The organism is Variovorax sp. RKNM96, assembly GCF_017161115.1.
GTDB lineage: Bacteria > Pseudomonadota > Gammaproteobacteria > Burkholderiales > Burkholderiaceae_C > Variovorax.
Window position 1 is genome coordinate 3,941,224 of record NZ_CP046508.1, and the last position, 13,582, is coordinate 3,954,805.

Genomic DNA, 13,582 nt, shown 5'->3' on the forward strand with positions numbered 1-13,582 from the left:
GCGATCAGGATGCGGCGGCCAACGCGACGTTGAGGTCAGCAATCAAATCGTCGATGTGCTCGATGCCGACTGACAGGCGCACCGTGTCTTCCGTCACACCAGCCCTTGCGAGCTCTTCGGGCGAAAGCTGCCGGTGCGTGGTCGAGGCTGGGTGCGTGGCCAGCGAGCGCACGTCGCCGATGTTCACGAGGCGCGTGAAGAGCTTCAACGCATCGAGGAATTTCGCGCCGCCTTCACGGCCGCTGCCGATGCCGAAGGTCAGCACGCCGCTGGACTTGCCGCCGAAGTACTTCTGCGCCAGCGCGTAGTCCGGATGGTCTTCGAGCGCCGCGTAGTTGACCCAGTTCACGGCCTTGTGCGTCTTCAGGTGCTGCGCCACCTTGAGCGCGTTGCTGCTGATGCGGTCCATGCGCAGCGCGAGCGTCTCGATGCCCTGCAGGATCAGGAAGGCGTTGAACGGCGAGATGGCCGCACCCGTGTTGCGCAGCGGCACCACGCGTGCACGGCCGATGTACGCGGCCGGGCCCAGCGCCTCGGTATAGACCACGCCGTGGTAGCTCACGTCGGGCTCGTTCAGGCGCTTGAAGCGCGCCTTGTGCTCGGCCCACGGGAACTTGCCGGAATCGACGATGGCGCCGCCGATGCTCGTGCCGTGGCCGCCCAGGTACTTGGTGAGCGAATGCACCACGATGTCGGCGCCATGCTCGATGGGCCGGCTCAGGTAAGGCGAGGGCACGGTGTTGTCCACGATCAGCGGCACGCCGTGGCGGTGCGCGATCTCGGCGATGGCCGCGATGTCGGTCACGTTGCCGGCGGGGTTGCCCAGCGACTCGACGAACACCGCCTTGGTCTTGTCGTCGAAGAGCTTCTCGAAGCTCGAAGGATCGCGGTGGTCCGCAAAGCGCGTGGTGATGCCGAACTGCGGCAGCGTGTGCGCAAATAGGTTGTAGGTGCCGCCATACAGCGCGGTGCTGCTCACGATGTTGTCGCCGGCTTCCGCGATGGTCTGGATCGCATAGGTCACGGCCGCCTGGCCCGAAGCCAGTGCGAGCGCTGCAATGCCGCCTTCGAGTGCGGCGACTCGCTGCTCCAGCACGTCCTGCGTCGGGTTGTTGATGCGGGTGTAGATGTTGCCCGGCACCTTCAGATCGAACAGGTCCGCGCCGTGCTGCGCGCTGTCGAAGGCGTAGGCCACCGTCTGGTAGATCGGCGGCGCAACGGCGCGCGTGGTCGGATCGGGCGAGTAGCCGGCGTGCACCGACAGGGTTTCGAATTTCCAGTTCTGCGACATAGGGACTGCCTTTCAGCGAAAGAGGAAGGAAGGCTCAGATCGCCCAGCGCAGCGCGTGCGCGGGTGTTCCGAGCCAGTTGGCGTCGGCGCTGCTGTCGGCCTCTTCGGGAGTTCCGGGCTTTTGCAGCACCCTGTCGAGGATGCGTTTTTCGATGGCCGCGAAGGCCGGGTCGCCCTGCGAGCGCGGGCGTGCGAGTGCGATGTTTTCGTCGAGTGCGATGCGGCCGTCTTCGATCAGGATCACGCGGTCCGCCAGGGCCACGGCTTCCTGCACGTCGTGCGTCACCAGCAAGGCGGTGAAGCGATGGCGCTGCCAGAGGTTCTCGATGAGCCGGTGCATCTCGATGCGGGTGAGCGCGTCGAGCGCACCCAGCGGTTCGTCGAGCAACAAGAGGCGCGGGTGATGCACCAGCGCCCGCGCCAGCGACACACGCTGGCGCTGGCCGCCCGACAGGCGCGCCGGCCATTCGTTCTCGCGGTCGGCCAGGCCCACCTGCGCGAGCACTTCCTTGCCGCGCGGCTTGGCGTCGTTCGACAAACCCAGCGTCACGTTGTCGAGCACGCGGCGCCAAGGCAGGAGGCGCGCCTCCTGGAACATGATGCGGGTGTCATCGTGCAGGCCGTTCACGGCCTTGCCATCGGTGTAGAGGCCACCGGAGGTCGCTTCTTCGAGCCCCGCGATCAACCGCAGCAGCGTGCTCTTGCCGCAACCGCTGCGGCCCACGATGGCGATGAACTGGCCCGGCTCGATGGTGAGCTTGGTATTGCGCAGCACGTCGCGCGTGCCGTAGCGCTTGTGCAGGCCACGTGCTTCGAGGCGCACACCGCCTGCGATGGCCTGGGGTTGGATGTCTTTCAGAACGGCACTCATGGCTTCAGGCTCCGGGTTTGAACAGCGCCACGTCGAGCGCATTGAGTTTTCGGGGCAGCAACTTTTCGCCGAAGAAGGCATCGGCGATGCGCTGCTGCTCGGTCAGGCCCTCGGCCACGACCGGGCGCACTGCATAGCTGCGGCGGCTGTTGGCTTGTTCGATGGTGGCGGCGTCAAGCCCCCACACGGGCGACAGCAGCGCGGCCGCCTCCTTGGGGTTCTGCTTGACCCATTTGCCGGTCTTCTCGAGCTCGGCATAGATCACGCGCAGCACATCGGGCCGCGCCTTCGCGAACTTGGTGCTCGCGAGGTAATAGCGCTGGTACGACGCGATGCCCGCGCCGTCGGCCAGCACACGCACCTTCGACTGTCGCTGCGCCGCGGCGAGGAACGGGTCCCACACCACCCACGCGTCGATCGCGCCTTTCTCGAAGGCGGCGCGGCCATCGGCCGGTGTGAGATACGCGGGCTCGATGTCCTTGAACGAGAGGCCGGCCTTCTCCAGCGCGGCGATCAGCAGGTAGTGCGCGCCAGCCGCCTTCGCGAAGCCGACCTTCTTGCCCTTCAGGTCGGCCACGGTCTTGAGCGGCGAGTCGTCTTTCACGACGATGGCCTGCGCCGCGGGCGACGGCGCTTCCTGCGCGATGAAGGTCAGCTCGGCACCGGCCGCCTGCGCGAACACGGGCACCGTGTCGGCCACGTCGGCGCTGATGTCGAGGTTGTTCAGGTTCAGTGCCTCGAGCAGCGGCAGGCCGCTGGTGAACTCGTGCCAGCTCAGCGTGGCATTGAGCGGCGCGAGTTGCTTTTCGAGCGTGCCTTGTGCCTTGAGCAAGGCCGTGAGCGTCGACGACTTCTGGTAGCCGAAGCGCACGGTGACGGGTCGCGGAGCAACGCCCTGTGCCAGCACGGCACCTGCACTCAGGGCACCCAACGTGGCGATGGCTGTGCGGCGGGAAATGGATCTGTTCATCTGCCCCGCCCTCACTTCGGCTTCTTCTGGTAGCCCGGGTGCCAGCGCAGCCACCACTGCTCCAGGCCGCGCGCGAACAGGTCGGCCAGCTTGCCGAGCAGTGCATACAGCAGGATGCCCACGAGCACGATGTCGGTCTGCAGGAACTCGCGGGCGTTCATCGTCAGATACCCGATGCCGGCCTGCGCTGAGATGGTCTCGGCCACGATCAGGATCACCCACATGAGGCCCAGCGAAAAACGCAGGCCCACGAGAATCGACGACAGCGCCCCCGGCAGGATCACCTCGCGGTACAGCTGCCAGCGCGTGAGGCCGTAAGTGCGGCCCATCTCGATGAGCTGCGGATCGACGTTGCGGATGCCGTGGAAGGTGTTGAGGTAGATCGGAAAGAACACCGACACCGAGATCAAGAACAGCTTGGCCGATTCGTCGATGCCGAACCAGAGGATCACCAGCGGAATCAGCGCGAGCGCGGGGATGTTGCGCACCATCTGGATGGTCGAATCGAGCAGCGTCTCGGCGAACTTCACCGAGCCCGTGAGCAGGCCCAGCGCCAGCCCGGCACCGCCGCCGATGGCCAGGCCCGCGAGCGCACGGCCGGCGCTCACCTTCACATGCGTCCAGAGTTCGCCGGAAACAGTGAGCGACCATGCGGCCTTGACCACGTCGACCGGTGCCGGCAGCACGCGCGTCGACAACCAGCCGAGCGACGAGGCGATCTGCCAGAACACGATGAGCCCCACCGGCACGAGCCAGGGAACGAGGCGGCCTGCGACGTTGAGGCCGAAGGCCTTGAACGCGTTGCCGGAAGCTGCATCGGAATCGGTTGAAGCCACCGGAAGCTCCTGCACTTGTTCAGTCATGGAAGTCCTTTGGGTTCAGCTCTGGGAGACGAGGCGCGAGGGTGCATCGAGATTCGCGACGACCTCGCCGAACGGACCGCTCAGCGAACCGCCCGCGAGCCGCGCCTGCGCCTTGCGCGAGAGCAGCGGGAAGACCAGCTCGGCGAAGCGGTAGGCCTCTTCCAGATGCGGGTAGCCCGAGAGAATGAATTTGTCGAGGCCGAGCGCCGCGTATTCCTCGATGCGCGCGGCCACGGTCTTGGCATCGCCCACGAGGGCCGTACCCGCACCGCCGCGCACCAGGCCCACGCCGGCCCACAGGTTCGGCGAAATCTCCAGCTCGGCGCGCGAGCGCTTGGCGCCGCCGGCATGCAGCGCGGCCATGCGGCGCTGGCCTTCGGAGTCCATCCGCGCGAAGGCGGCCTGGGCGCGGATGACGGTCTCGTCGTCCACGCGGCTGATCAGTTCCTCGGCGGCCTTCCATGCGGCGTCTTCGGTCTCGCGCACGATCACATGCAGGCGGATGCCGAACTCGACGCGGCGGCCTTGCCGTTCGGCGCGTGCGCGCACGTCGGCGATCTTCTTGGCGACTTCGGCGGGCGGCTCGCCCCACGTCAGGTACGCATCGACCTGCTCTGCGGCGAGGTCGTGGGCAGCAGCCGACGAGCCGCCGAACCACACGGGCGGGTACGGCGTCTGCACGGGCGGATACAGCAGCTTGGCGCCCTTCACGCTCAGGTGCTTGCCTTCGAAGTCATAGCTTTGGCCGTCATGGCTGCGCGTGAGGATCTCGCGCCAGATGCGGATGAATTCGGCCGATTGCTCGTAGCGCGAGGCGTGATCCAAGTACACGCCGTCGCCTTCCAGCTCGGCCTGGTCACCACCGGTCACGAGGTTCACGAGCAGGCGCCCGCCCGAGAGCCGGTCGAAGGTCGCGGCCATGCGCGCGGCAAGGCTCGGCTGGTGCAGGCCCGGGCGCACGGCCACCAGGAACTTGAGATTCTTGGTCGAGCCGATCAGGCTGGAGGCGATCACCCACGGGTCTTCGCACGAGCGGCCGGTGGGAATCAACACGCCTTCGTAGCCGAGGTTGTCGGCCGCGCCCGCGATCTGCTGCAGGTAGGCCAGGTCGATGGGGCGCGCGCCCTCGCTCGTGCCGAGGTAGCGGCTGTCGCCGTGCGTGGGGAGGAACCAGAAGATCTGCATCACGCGACTCCCGCGCCGGCGGCTTCGAGCACGTTGATCTTCTTGGGGATCAGCTTGAGCTCGAAGAAGGTGTCGGCGATCTTCTGCTGCTCGGCCAGGATGGCCTTGGTGATCGGCGTGATGCCGTAGGCGGTGCGGTTCACGGTGACATCGGCCACCGGTTTCGGCAGGCCCCACAGCGCGGCCAGTTCGGCGGCGAGATCGCCCTTGTTCGCCGTGCCCCAGGCATCGACCTTGTTGAGTTCGTCGATGGCGATGGCGAGCACGTCGGCGTTCTTCGCCACGTAGTCGAGCGACGAGAAGTAGTAGGCGCGGTTGCCGACGACACCCGTGGCGTCGGCGAGGATGCGCGCGTCGAGCGCTTTCTCCGCGGCGGCCAGGAACGGGTCCCAGATCACCCACGCATCGACCGAACCTTTTTCGAACGCGGCGCGCGCATCGGCCGGCGGCAGGTAGGCCAGGTTCAGGTCGGCATACGACAGGCCGTGCTTCTCGAACAGCTTGACGATGAAGTAGTGGACGTTCGAGCCCTTGTTGAGCGCGATCTTCTTGCCCTTGAGGTCAGCCACGGTCTTGATGGCCGAGCCCTTGGGCACCAGCACCGCCTCGGTCTGCGGGCGATACTGCGTGGCGGCCACGTAGGCCAGCGGCGCTCCTGCGGCCTGCGCGAAGATGGGCGGCGCCTCGCCGACATCGCCGAAGTCGATCGAGCCGACATTGAGCGCTTCGAGCTGCACCGGCCCGGCCGTGAACTCGGTCCACTTGACCGTGACGCCGAGCGGCGCGAGACGCTTCTCGAGCGTGCCGCGGCCCTTGAGGATGTTGAGCGTGCCCTTCTGGTTGCCGATGCGGAACTGGCGCGCGGGCGCCTGTGCCAGCGCGGCGAACGAAGGCAGCGCGATGGCTGCGGCTGCGGCGCCCTGGATCAGGCGGCGTCGGGGAATGGAGATGCGGGTCATGGAGAAATGCTCGAAAGGGATTCAGGGCTGCGCGGTGACAACCGCGTCGCTGACCTTGATGGGCTTGGGAATGAGCTTCAGCGCGAAGAAGGTGTCGGCGATCTGCTGCTGGCCGGCCGCGACGGCGGGCGTGATCGGCTTCACGTTGAACTCGTAGCGACGCAATGCCAGCTCGACCACATCGACCGGCAGGCCCTGCAGCGGCGCGATCTGCTCGGCCGCCTGGCGCAGGTTCTTCTTGAGCCAGATGCCCTGCTCCACCGAATCGGCGAAGAGCGCGTCGATGACCTTCGGGTTGTTCTTCACGAAGCCGCGTTCGCCCAGGTAGAACTGGTAGTTGTTGACCACGTCGGTCGTTCCGTCGGCCAGCACACGAGCGCCGGTGGCCTTCTCGGCTGCCGCCTGGAACGGGTCCCAGATCACCCACGCATCGACGTTCTTGCTCTCGAAGGCGGCGCGGCCGTCGGCCGGTGCGAGGTACACGGGCTGGATGTCGGAGAATTTCAGGCCGTTCTTCTCGAGCTGCTTGACGAGCAGGTAGTGCACGTTGCTGCCCTTGTTGAGCGCGACCTTCTTGCCCTTCAGGTCCGCGACGGACTTGATCGGCGAGTCTTTCGTGACCAGGATCGCCTCGGCGCGCGGCGCGGCCGGGTCATAGCCGAAGTAGACGAACTTGGCCCCCGCGGCCTGCGCGAAGATGGGCGGCGCCTCACCGACATAGCCCACGTCGACCGCGCCGACATTCAGGCCTTCGAGCAGTTGTGGGCCGGCCGGGAACTCGACCCACTTCACGCCGAAGCCCAGCGGCGCGAGCTTCTTCTCGAGCGTGCCCTGCGCCTTCTGCAGCACGAAGAGGCTGGCGGATTTCTGATAGCCGATGCGCAGCTCGCCCTTGGGCTTGCCCTGCGCATGAGCCGAGGAGGCGGCAATGAAGCTCACGATCAGCGCGATGGCGGCAACCACGACGGTGCTGATCGCGAGATCGCGCAGCGCCTGCCAGATCGAGCGCGGCGGCGCTTCGAACGCGGAGTCTTCGGTGGCAACGGGGTTCATGCGGGGTTCCTTGGTGCAAAACTTTGGGCAAAGCTGTCCCCCTTGCCGCGCACAGGCGGCTTCAAAAACGGGGACGGGGATGGGTCTGGCGACGCCGGGTTCTATGAAGAACCCCGCGTTCAGACGCTACATCGCACGCGGGAGAACGGCACGGGCTCGAAGCCGTGTGTCGCAGGCAGCTTCAGGCCTTCGGTCGCAAGCACCTCGACGGCCTCATTGAGTCGCTCGGCCAGGTCGTTGTGCACCTGATAAGCGTTCTCGGGCGTCAGCACGATCTGCGAATCGCTCGCGTAGACGCCCGGCAGGATGTGACGCGCCGCCAGCGACTGCAGCACGGGCCGCAGCGCATAGTCGAGCGCAAGCATGTGATGGGGGCTGCCACCGGTAGCCAGCGGAAGCACGGTCTTGCCCTTGAGGGCGTTCTGCGCGAGCAGGTCCAGAAAGACCTTCAGCACACCGCTGTAGGCCGCCTTGTAGACCGGCGTGGCCACCACGATCACGCGGGCCGCCGCCACCTGGGCGATGGCGCGCTCGATGGCCGGATGGTTCCACTCGGCCAGCAGCAGCGCCTGCGCGGGCAGGTCGCGGATCGCGAGCCGTTCGATGCGGGCATGGCGTTTGGCCAGCCGGTCGCCCACGGCCTCGAGCAAGGCGGTGGAACGGGACGGGGCCGAGGGGCTGCCGGCAATCAGGAGAACGGACACAGGAGGCTTTCGGTTTTCTTCGGAGATTCAGGGCGTGCCGGGTCACGGCGCTCGCGGAACGGGCGCCCTGGGAACCGGCTCGGCAGCGCGGCTTACTTCTGTTTTGCGGTGTAGATCTGGTCGAAGGAGGCACCGTCTGCGAAATGCTCCTTGTCCGCCTTCGCCCAGCCACCGAACGCTTGGTCAATGGTCACCAAAGTCAGCTTGGGGAACTGCTTGTCGTACTTGGCCTTCGCCTTGTCCGACGTCGGGCGGTAGAAGTTGCGGCCCGCGATGTCCTGGCCTTCGTCGGAATACAGGTACTTCAGGTATTCCTCGGCCACGGCGCGGGTGCCCTTCTTGTCGACGACCTTGTCGACCACGGCCACGCTGGGCTCGGCCAGGATGGAGATGGACGGCACGACGATCTCGAACTTGTCCGGACCGAATTCCTTCAGCGCCAGGAAGGCTTCGTTTTCCCAGGCCAGCAGCACGTCGCCCACGCCGCGTTGCACGAAGGTGATGGTCGAGCCGCGCGCGCCGGTGTCCAGCACGGGCACGTTCTTGAACAGGTTGCCGATGTATTCCTTGGCCTTGGCATCGCCGCCGTACTTGCGCTTGGCGAATTCCCAGGCGGCCAGGTAGTTCCAGCGGGCGCCGCCCGAGGTCTTGGGGTTGGGGGTGATCACCTGCACGCCGGGCTTGACCAGGTCGTCCCAGTCCTTCAGGCCCTTGGGGTTGCCCTTCTTCACCAGGAACACGATGGTCGAGGTGTACGGGGCGGAGTTGTGCGGCAGGCGTTTTTGCCAGTCGGCCTTGACGAGGCCGCCGTGGGTGACGAGCGCATCGACGTCGCCGCCGAGCGCCAGCGTGGCCACGTCGGCGTCGATGCCGTCGATGATCGAGCGGGCCTGCTTGCCCGAGCCGCCGTGCGACTGCTTGACCGTCACGTCCTGGCCGGTCTTGCCCTTCCAGTACTTGGCGAAGGCCTGGTTGTAGTCCACGTAGAGCTCGCGCGTCGGGTCGTACGACACGTTCAGCAGCGTCACCGGGGCCGCGCCGCCTTGGGCAAACGTCGGCAATGCCGACAGGGCCAAGGCACCGGCCGCGCCGGCACCCAGGGAAAGCTTGATAAAGTCGCGGCGAAGGCTCATGGTGTCTTGCTCTAAAAAGGCATATCAATGAAGCTGCGTATTCTCAATACGACATATAGAAACTGGAACGACCAAGTTTTCAGTTCTAAATAGCTAAATCAACTAAGCGAAACGCTTACCCCACCCAAGAGGCAAAAAATGGCTCGCATGGTTCAGTGCATCAAGCTCGGCAAAGAGGCCGAAGGGCTCGACTTTCCGCCCTATCCCGGCGACCTGGGCAAGCGCCTGTGGGAAAACGTCAGCAAGGAAGCCTGGGCCGCCTGGCTCAAGCAGCAGACCATGCTGGTCAATGAGAACCGGCTGAACCTGGCCGATCTGCGCGCCCGCCAGTACCTGGCGCGGCAGATGGAAAAGCATTTCTTCGGCGAAGGCGCCGACGTCGCCCAGGGCTACGTGCCCCCACCGGCGGCCTGAACGTCGCTGCCCGCCGTGACCGCTGAGCCAGTGGCCTGGCGCGCCGACGGCGTCCCTCGCAGCGAACGCTTCGACGACATCTATCACACCGAAACCGGGGCACTGGCGCAATCGCGCCATGTGTTTTTGGGCGGCTGCGGCCTGCCTCAAGCCTGGGCCGGGCAGCCGCAATGGCGGATTCTCGAAACCGGCTTCGGGCTGGGCCTCAATTTCCTGACAACCTGGCAGGCGTGGCGTGCAGACGCCGACCGGCCACGGATGCTGCACTTCGTCTCGGTCGAGGCGCATCCGGTCGGGGCGGACGATCTCTTGCGGGCTGCCGAGGCGTATCCGGAACTGGCGTCGCTGGCCCGGGAGCTTGTCGCGCAGTGGCATGGGCTGCTGCCAGGCTTTCACCGGCTGGCTTTCGACGAAGGTCGCGTGCTGCTCACGCTGTGCATCGGCGACGTGCAGCCGATGCTGCGCGCCCAGCGCTTCGAGGCCGACAGCCTCTTTCTCGATGGCTTCAGCCCGCAGCAGAACCCGGCGATGTGGTCGCCCGATACGCTGAAGGCGGTGTCGCGTTTTGCCCGCCAAGGCACGGGTCTCGCCACCTGGACCTACGCGCGTGCGGTACGGGATGCGCTCTCGCAAAACGGCTTTCAACTCGAACGGCGCCCCGGTCTCCCGCCCAAGCGCGACTGCCTGGGCGGCGTGTTCGCCCCAGCATGGACGGTGCGGCGCCGCGGCCCGGCGCCTGAGCGGATCGAGGCACCGGGGCGTTGCGCGGTGATCGGCGCCGGTCTCGCGGGTGCGGCCGTCGCCGCAAGCCTCGCGCGGCGCGGCTGGCAGGTCACGGTGCTCGATGCGGCCTCGCGCCCTGCCTCGGGCGCCTCCGGCCTGCCGGTCGGCGTGTTGGCGCCCCATGTGTCCCCCGACGACGCCCTGCTCTCGCGTCTCACGCGTGCGGGCATCCGTGCCACCTGGCTCGAACTGCAACGGCTGCTCGAAGAAGGCCGCGACTGGCGCGCCAGCGGCGTGCTGGAGCGGCGCCCCGAAGGCGACACCCGCGTGCCCGCCGGATGGAGCGACAGCGGCCCCAACGAATCGTGGCCTGCGAGCGCCGAACAGTTGATGGCGGCCGGCCTGCCAGCCGACGTCCCCGCGCTCTGGCATGCGCGTGCCGGCTGGGTGCGCCCGTCGCGGCTGATCGAGGCGTGGTTGCGCCAGCCGGGTGTCGAATTCCGCGGCAATGCCGCCGTGGCGCGGTTGACGCGAAAGGCCGACGGCTGGCAACTGTTCGATGCGGCGGACCAGTTGTTGATGGCAGCAGACCGCGTGGTCGTCGCAGCCGGCTTCGAATCAGGCCGCTTCGCTCCGAAGCTGCCATTGCAGCCGGTGCGCGGCCAGGTCGCGTGGGGCCACATGGCCGGACTCCCGGCCACCCCGCTCAACGGCGACGGCCATCTGATCGCGCAAGTGCCCGATGCCGAAGGCGCCCTGCTCTGGCTCACCGGCGCCACGTTCGATCGCGACAGCACGGACCTCGCCCCGAACGCTGCCGACAGCGCCGCGAACCGCGACCGTCTCGCCCGCTTGCACCCCACCGCCGCCGCGGCCTTGGCGCCGGCTTTCGAGCGCGGCGAAGTGAACACCTGGGTCGGCGTGCGATGCGCCTCGGGCGACCGCCGGCCGCTGGTCGGTCCGCTGGACGAAGAGGCGAGCGGCCTCTGGGCCTGCACCGCATTGGGTTCACGCGGCCTCAGCTTCGCGGCCCTGTGCGCCGAACTGCTGGCCGCGCAATGGCACGGAGAACCGCTGCCATTGCCCGCCACGCTGGCCAAGGCGCTCGGCACGCAACGCCTCTGAGCGATCCGTTCAGGCCGAGCCCATGGCCCGCCAGGCCATCAGCAGCGCCATGCTGATCACCAGCACCAGGAAGTATTTGCGCAGCGCCCGCTCCTCGAGCCGCGTGGCAAGGCGCGCCCCTGCCGCCGTACCGATCCACAGCCCGACGACGACAACCCCCAGCAACACCCACGGCAACCCGCTCGCCACGCTCGCATAGACGAACACTGCCGGCAGCGCCAGCGGCAGCACGTTGACCGCCAGGCTCACCGCCTGCGCCCGATGCTGCGAGTAGTGCAGCGCCACCGTCAGCAGCGCCGTGATGGCGAGCCCACCGCCGATGCCGAGCAGGCCCGACGAGGCGCCGGCCACCACGCCCACCAGCGCCAGTGCGATCACCGACCCGCGTGGCTCCGCAAGCAGGAGCGCATCCACATCCTGCGGCGCAGGCGACTTCAGCACGACGAGCGCGACCAGCACCAGCAGGTAGCCCACGAACATCCAGCGCAGCGTCGCATCGGCCAGGTGACTGGCACCTCGCGCGCCCAGGTACGCGCCGGCCAGGAAGCCCAGCGAGATCCAGACCACCGTGCGCCACGACGCCCCATGCCCCGACACGCGATAGCGCAGGAACCCCGCAAGACTGGTCGGCACCAGCTGCGCCGCGAGCGAAATCGCCTGCGCATCGTGCTGGCCCAGCCCCGGCATGAGCGCCAATGCAGGCATCAGCGCCCCGCCGGGGCTCACGCCCAGCAGCCCCGCCACCGCGCCCGAAAACGTGCCGATCGCCAGGCCGCCCAGCAACTGGAGGACGCTGAACGATTCGAGCATCGAAGGTCGCCGGGTTCAGGCCTGGCTCGCGGGCGCCAGCAGATGGTCGATCCGGCTGTCCCCGTAGGTGCGCACCACTTCGGAGATCACCACCTTGTAGCCGTCCAGCCAGTTCGCCTGCGCCGCCTTGGCCTCTTGGTGCACCGGGTGGCGGATCAACGCGTGCAGGCTGTCGAGCGAATCCCAGTAGTAGACGTTCGACACCAGTCCGTTGCCCGTGTTCTCCCACGTCTCCTCGCCCAGGTAGCCGGGCAGCGTTTTCGCGGCCGCGGCGATGGTCTGGTCGAGACGGTGGAATTCGTCGTCGAACTGCTTCCTGGCGAAGATGAAGGTGGCGGAGTACATGGCGGCCGGAATCTCCTTGAAAGCTCGCTCGAAGTGCGAGCGGGCGCCGATTCTGCGGCATTCGCCCACAAGAACAAGCCACTGCGCACCGCGCGAACGCGGGAGAATGCCCCATGGCCATCCAGTACGACATCACGCACACCACCATCTACCGCTACAACAAGCCGGTCACCTTCGGTCTGCACCGGGTGATGTTCCGGCCCCGCGACAGCCACGACCTGCGCGTGCTCGCCACCGACCTGCAGGTGAGCCCCCAGGCCTTCACCCGGCTGATTCAAGACCCGCATTCCAATTCCGTCGCGCTGGTGCAGCCGATGGGTGAGGCCACCGAACTGCGCATCGTGTGCTCCTTCACCATCGAGCATGTGCCGGCACAACAGGACCAGTTGGCGCTCGACCCGGCCGCCGAATTCCTGCCCTTCGCCTACTCGGTGCAGGAGCGCCTGGACCTGGAGCACTACCTGCGGCCGCACCACGAAGACGACGCCAGCGGCACGCTGATCCGCTGGGCCCACCAGTTCCTGCACAGCGACAAGCCCAACAACACGCGCGAGGTGCTCACCCGCATGAACGCGCACATCGGCCAGAGCCTGGAATACAAGGCGCGCGACGAGGAAGGCACCCAGACGCCGCTGGCCACGCTGGCGCTGGGCAGCGGCAGTTGCCGCGACTACGCGCTGCTGATGATGGAAGCCGCGCGCCGCCTGGGCATTGCCACCCGCTTCGTCTCTGGCTACCTCTACGACGCCGCGCTCGATCGCTCGGCCCAGGCGCCCGGCGAATCGATGACCGGCGCCGGCACCACGCACGCCTGGCTGCAGGCGTACCTCCCGGGCATCGGGTGGCTGGCGTTCGATCCGACCAACAACCTGATGGGCAGTGGACAGCTCATCCGCGTGGGCGTCACGCGCGACCCGGCGCAGGCCGCGCCGATCTCGGGCAGCTGGTATGGGGACGCCGAGGCTTATGAAGGCCTCGACGCCACGGTGGTGGTCACCCGCCGCAAGGGCTGATCTCTCCCCCGGGTTCTGTGCCGGTGTCGCGCAGGAGATAGCAGCTACGGGAAACCCCGGGCCGATGCGCCCGGCATCGCCCCTACGCTGCGCCGCCGGTCTAGCGAAATAGCACGGTCGTTC

Annotated in this window: 14 protein-coding genes; 3 read left to right on the forward strand and 11 right to left on the reverse strand. The window is 67.3% G+C overall.

What is annotated here, in order from left to right:
• Positions 1-4: 4 nt before the first annotated feature.
• The 9 genes from GNX71_RS18100 to GNX71_RS18140 all read right to left on the reverse strand — a co-directional run bounded on the left by GNX71_RS18100 (position 5) and on the right by GNX71_RS18140 (position 9,029).
• The gene (locus GNX71_RS18100) at positions 5-1,291 is read right to left on the reverse strand and encodes an aminotransferase class I/II-fold pyridoxal phosphate-dependent enzyme (RefSeq protein WP_206173601.1); all 1,287 of its coding nucleotides are present in this window, start codon (positions 1,289-1,291) and stop codon (positions 5-7) included.
• A gap of 34 nt (positions 1,292-1,325) precedes the next feature.
• Entirely contained in the window at positions 1,326-2,162 is an 837-nt protein-coding gene (locus tag GNX71_RS18105; protein WP_206173602.1) for an ATP-binding cassette domain-containing protein, read from the reverse strand.
• A 4-nt stretch (positions 2,163-2,166) separates the two neighbouring features.
• Positions 2,167-3,132 carry an aliphatic sulfonate ABC transporter substrate-binding protein gene (locus tag GNX71_RS18110; protein WP_206173603.1) on the reverse strand — a complete coding sequence of 322 codons (966 nt, stop codon included), beginning with the start codon at positions 3,130-3,132 and terminating at the stop codon, positions 2,167-2,169.
• 11 nt (positions 3,133-3,143) lie between these two features.
• Positions 3,144-3,995, reverse strand: coding sequence for an aliphatic sulfonate ABC transporter permease SsuC (gene ssuC / locus GNX71_RS18115; RefSeq protein ID WP_206173604.1), 852 nt, complete (start codon positions 3,993-3,995; stop codon positions 3,144-3,146).
• A gap of 15 nt (positions 3,996-4,010) precedes the next feature.
• A complete protein-coding gene (gene ssuD / locus GNX71_RS18120) occupies positions 4,011-5,180 on the reverse strand; it encodes an FMNH2-dependent alkanesulfonate monooxygenase (RefSeq protein ID WP_206173605.1) in 1,170 nt (389 codons plus the stop codon).
• Complete coding sequence (locus GNX71_RS18125) at positions 5,180-6,139, reverse strand: sulfonate ABC transporter substrate-binding protein (protein ID WP_206173606.1); 960 nt, start codon at positions 6,137-6,139, stop codon at positions 5,180-5,182. The genes ssuD and GNX71_RS18125 overlap by 1 nt, the downstream gene beginning before the upstream one ends.
• Positions 6,140-6,160: 21 nt before the next feature.
• The gene (locus tag GNX71_RS18130; RefSeq protein ID WP_206173607.1) at positions 6,161-7,192 is read right to left on the reverse strand and encodes a sulfonate ABC transporter substrate-binding protein; all 1,032 of its coding nucleotides are present in this window, start codon (positions 7,190-7,192) and stop codon (positions 6,161-6,163) included.
• A gap of 119 nt (positions 7,193-7,311) precedes the next feature.
• Entirely contained in the window at positions 7,312-7,896 is a 585-nt protein-coding gene (gene ssuE / locus GNX71_RS18135; RefSeq protein ID WP_206173608.1) for an NADPH-dependent FMN reductase, read from the reverse strand.
• 92 nt (positions 7,897-7,988) lie between these two features.
• Complete coding sequence (locus tag GNX71_RS18140; protein WP_206173609.1) at positions 7,989-9,029, reverse strand: sulfate ABC transporter substrate-binding protein; 1,041 nt, start codon at positions 9,027-9,029, stop codon at positions 7,989-7,991.
• A gap of 138 nt (positions 9,030-9,167) precedes the next feature.
• Here GNX71_RS18140 and GNX71_RS18145 point away from each other — a divergent pair, with 138 nt between their 5' ends.
• A complete protein-coding gene (locus GNX71_RS18145) occupies positions 9,168-9,443 on the forward strand; it encodes an oxidative damage protection protein (RefSeq protein WP_013541095.1) in 276 nt (91 codons plus the stop codon).
• A gap of 15 nt (positions 9,444-9,458) precedes the next feature.
• Positions 9,459-11,291 (forward strand): FAD-dependent 5-carboxymethylaminomethyl-2-thiouridine(34) oxidoreductase MnmC, encoded by a 1,833-nt coding sequence (mnmC, locus tag GNX71_RS18150; protein WP_206173610.1) that lies wholly within the window; start codon positions 9,459-9,461, stop codon positions 11,289-11,291.
• Positions 11,292-11,300: 9 nt separating this feature from the next.
• Here the strand turns inward: mnmC and GNX71_RS18155 are convergent, their stop codons facing one another.
• Entirely contained in the window at positions 11,301-12,101 is an 801-nt protein-coding gene (locus tag GNX71_RS18155) for a sulfite exporter TauE/SafE family protein (protein WP_206173611.1), read from the reverse strand.
• A gap of 15 nt (positions 12,102-12,116) precedes the next feature.
• Positions 12,117-12,446, reverse strand: coding sequence for an antibiotic biosynthesis monooxygenase (locus GNX71_RS18160; RefSeq protein WP_206173612.1), 330 nt, complete (start codon positions 12,444-12,446; stop codon positions 12,117-12,119).
• A gap of 113 nt (positions 12,447-12,559) precedes the next feature.
• On the opposite strand from GNX71_RS18160, the gene GNX71_RS18165 reads away from it, so the two are divergent.
• Positions 12,560-13,459 (forward strand): transglutaminase family protein, encoded by a 900-nt coding sequence (locus tag GNX71_RS18165; protein WP_206173613.1) that lies wholly within the window; start codon positions 12,560-12,562, stop codon positions 13,457-13,459.
• Positions 13,460-13,582: the final 123 nt, after the last annotated feature.

Bases quoted from the DNA above. Each gene is read 5' to 3' on its own strand.
- GNX71_RS18130 (WP_206173607.1), bottom strand. From the start codon at position 7,192: ATGAACCCCGTTGCCACCGAAGACTCCGCGTTCGAAGCGCCGCCGCGC.
- GNX71_RS18105 (WP_206173602.1), bottom strand. From the start codon at position 2,162: ATGAGTGCCGTTCTGAAAGACATCCAACCCCAGGCCATCGCAGGCGGT.
- GNX71_RS18165 (WP_206173613.1), top strand. From the start codon at position 12,560: ATGGCCATCCAGTACGACATCACGCACACCACCATCTACCGCTACAAC.
- ssuD (WP_206173605.1), bottom strand. From the start codon at position 5,180: ATGCAGATCTTCTGGTTCCTCCCCACGCACGGCGACAGCCGCTACCTC.
- GNX71_RS18140 (WP_206173609.1), bottom strand. From the start codon at position 9,029: ATGAGCCTTCGCCGCGACTTTATCAAGCTTTCCCTGGGTGCCGGCGCG.
- GNX71_RS18145 (WP_013541095.1), top strand. From the start codon at position 9,168: ATGGCTCGCATGGTTCAGTGCATCAAGCTCGGCAAAGAGGCCGAAGGG.
- GNX71_RS18100 (WP_206173601.1), bottom strand. From the start codon at position 1,291: ATGTCGCAGAACTGGAAATTCGAAACCCTGTCGGTGCACGCCGGCTAC.
- GNX71_RS18110 (WP_206173603.1), bottom strand. From the start codon at position 3,132: ATGAACAGATCCATTTCCCGCCGCACAGCCATCGCCACGTTGGGTGCC.
- ssuC (WP_206173604.1), bottom strand. From the start codon at position 3,995: ATGACTGAACAAGTGCAGGAGCTTCCGGTGGCTTCAACCGATTCCGAT.
- GNX71_RS18125 (WP_206173606.1), bottom strand. From the start codon at position 6,139: ATGACCCGCATCTCCATTCCCCGACGCCGCCTGATCCAGGGCGCCGCA.
- GNX71_RS18155 (WP_206173611.1), bottom strand. From the start codon at position 12,101: ATGCTCGAATCGTTCAGCGTCCTCCAGTTGCTGGGCGGCCTGGCGATC.
- GNX71_RS18160 (WP_206173612.1), bottom strand. From the start codon at position 12,446: ATGTACTCCGCCACCTTCATCTTCGCCAGGAAGCAGTTCGACGACGAA.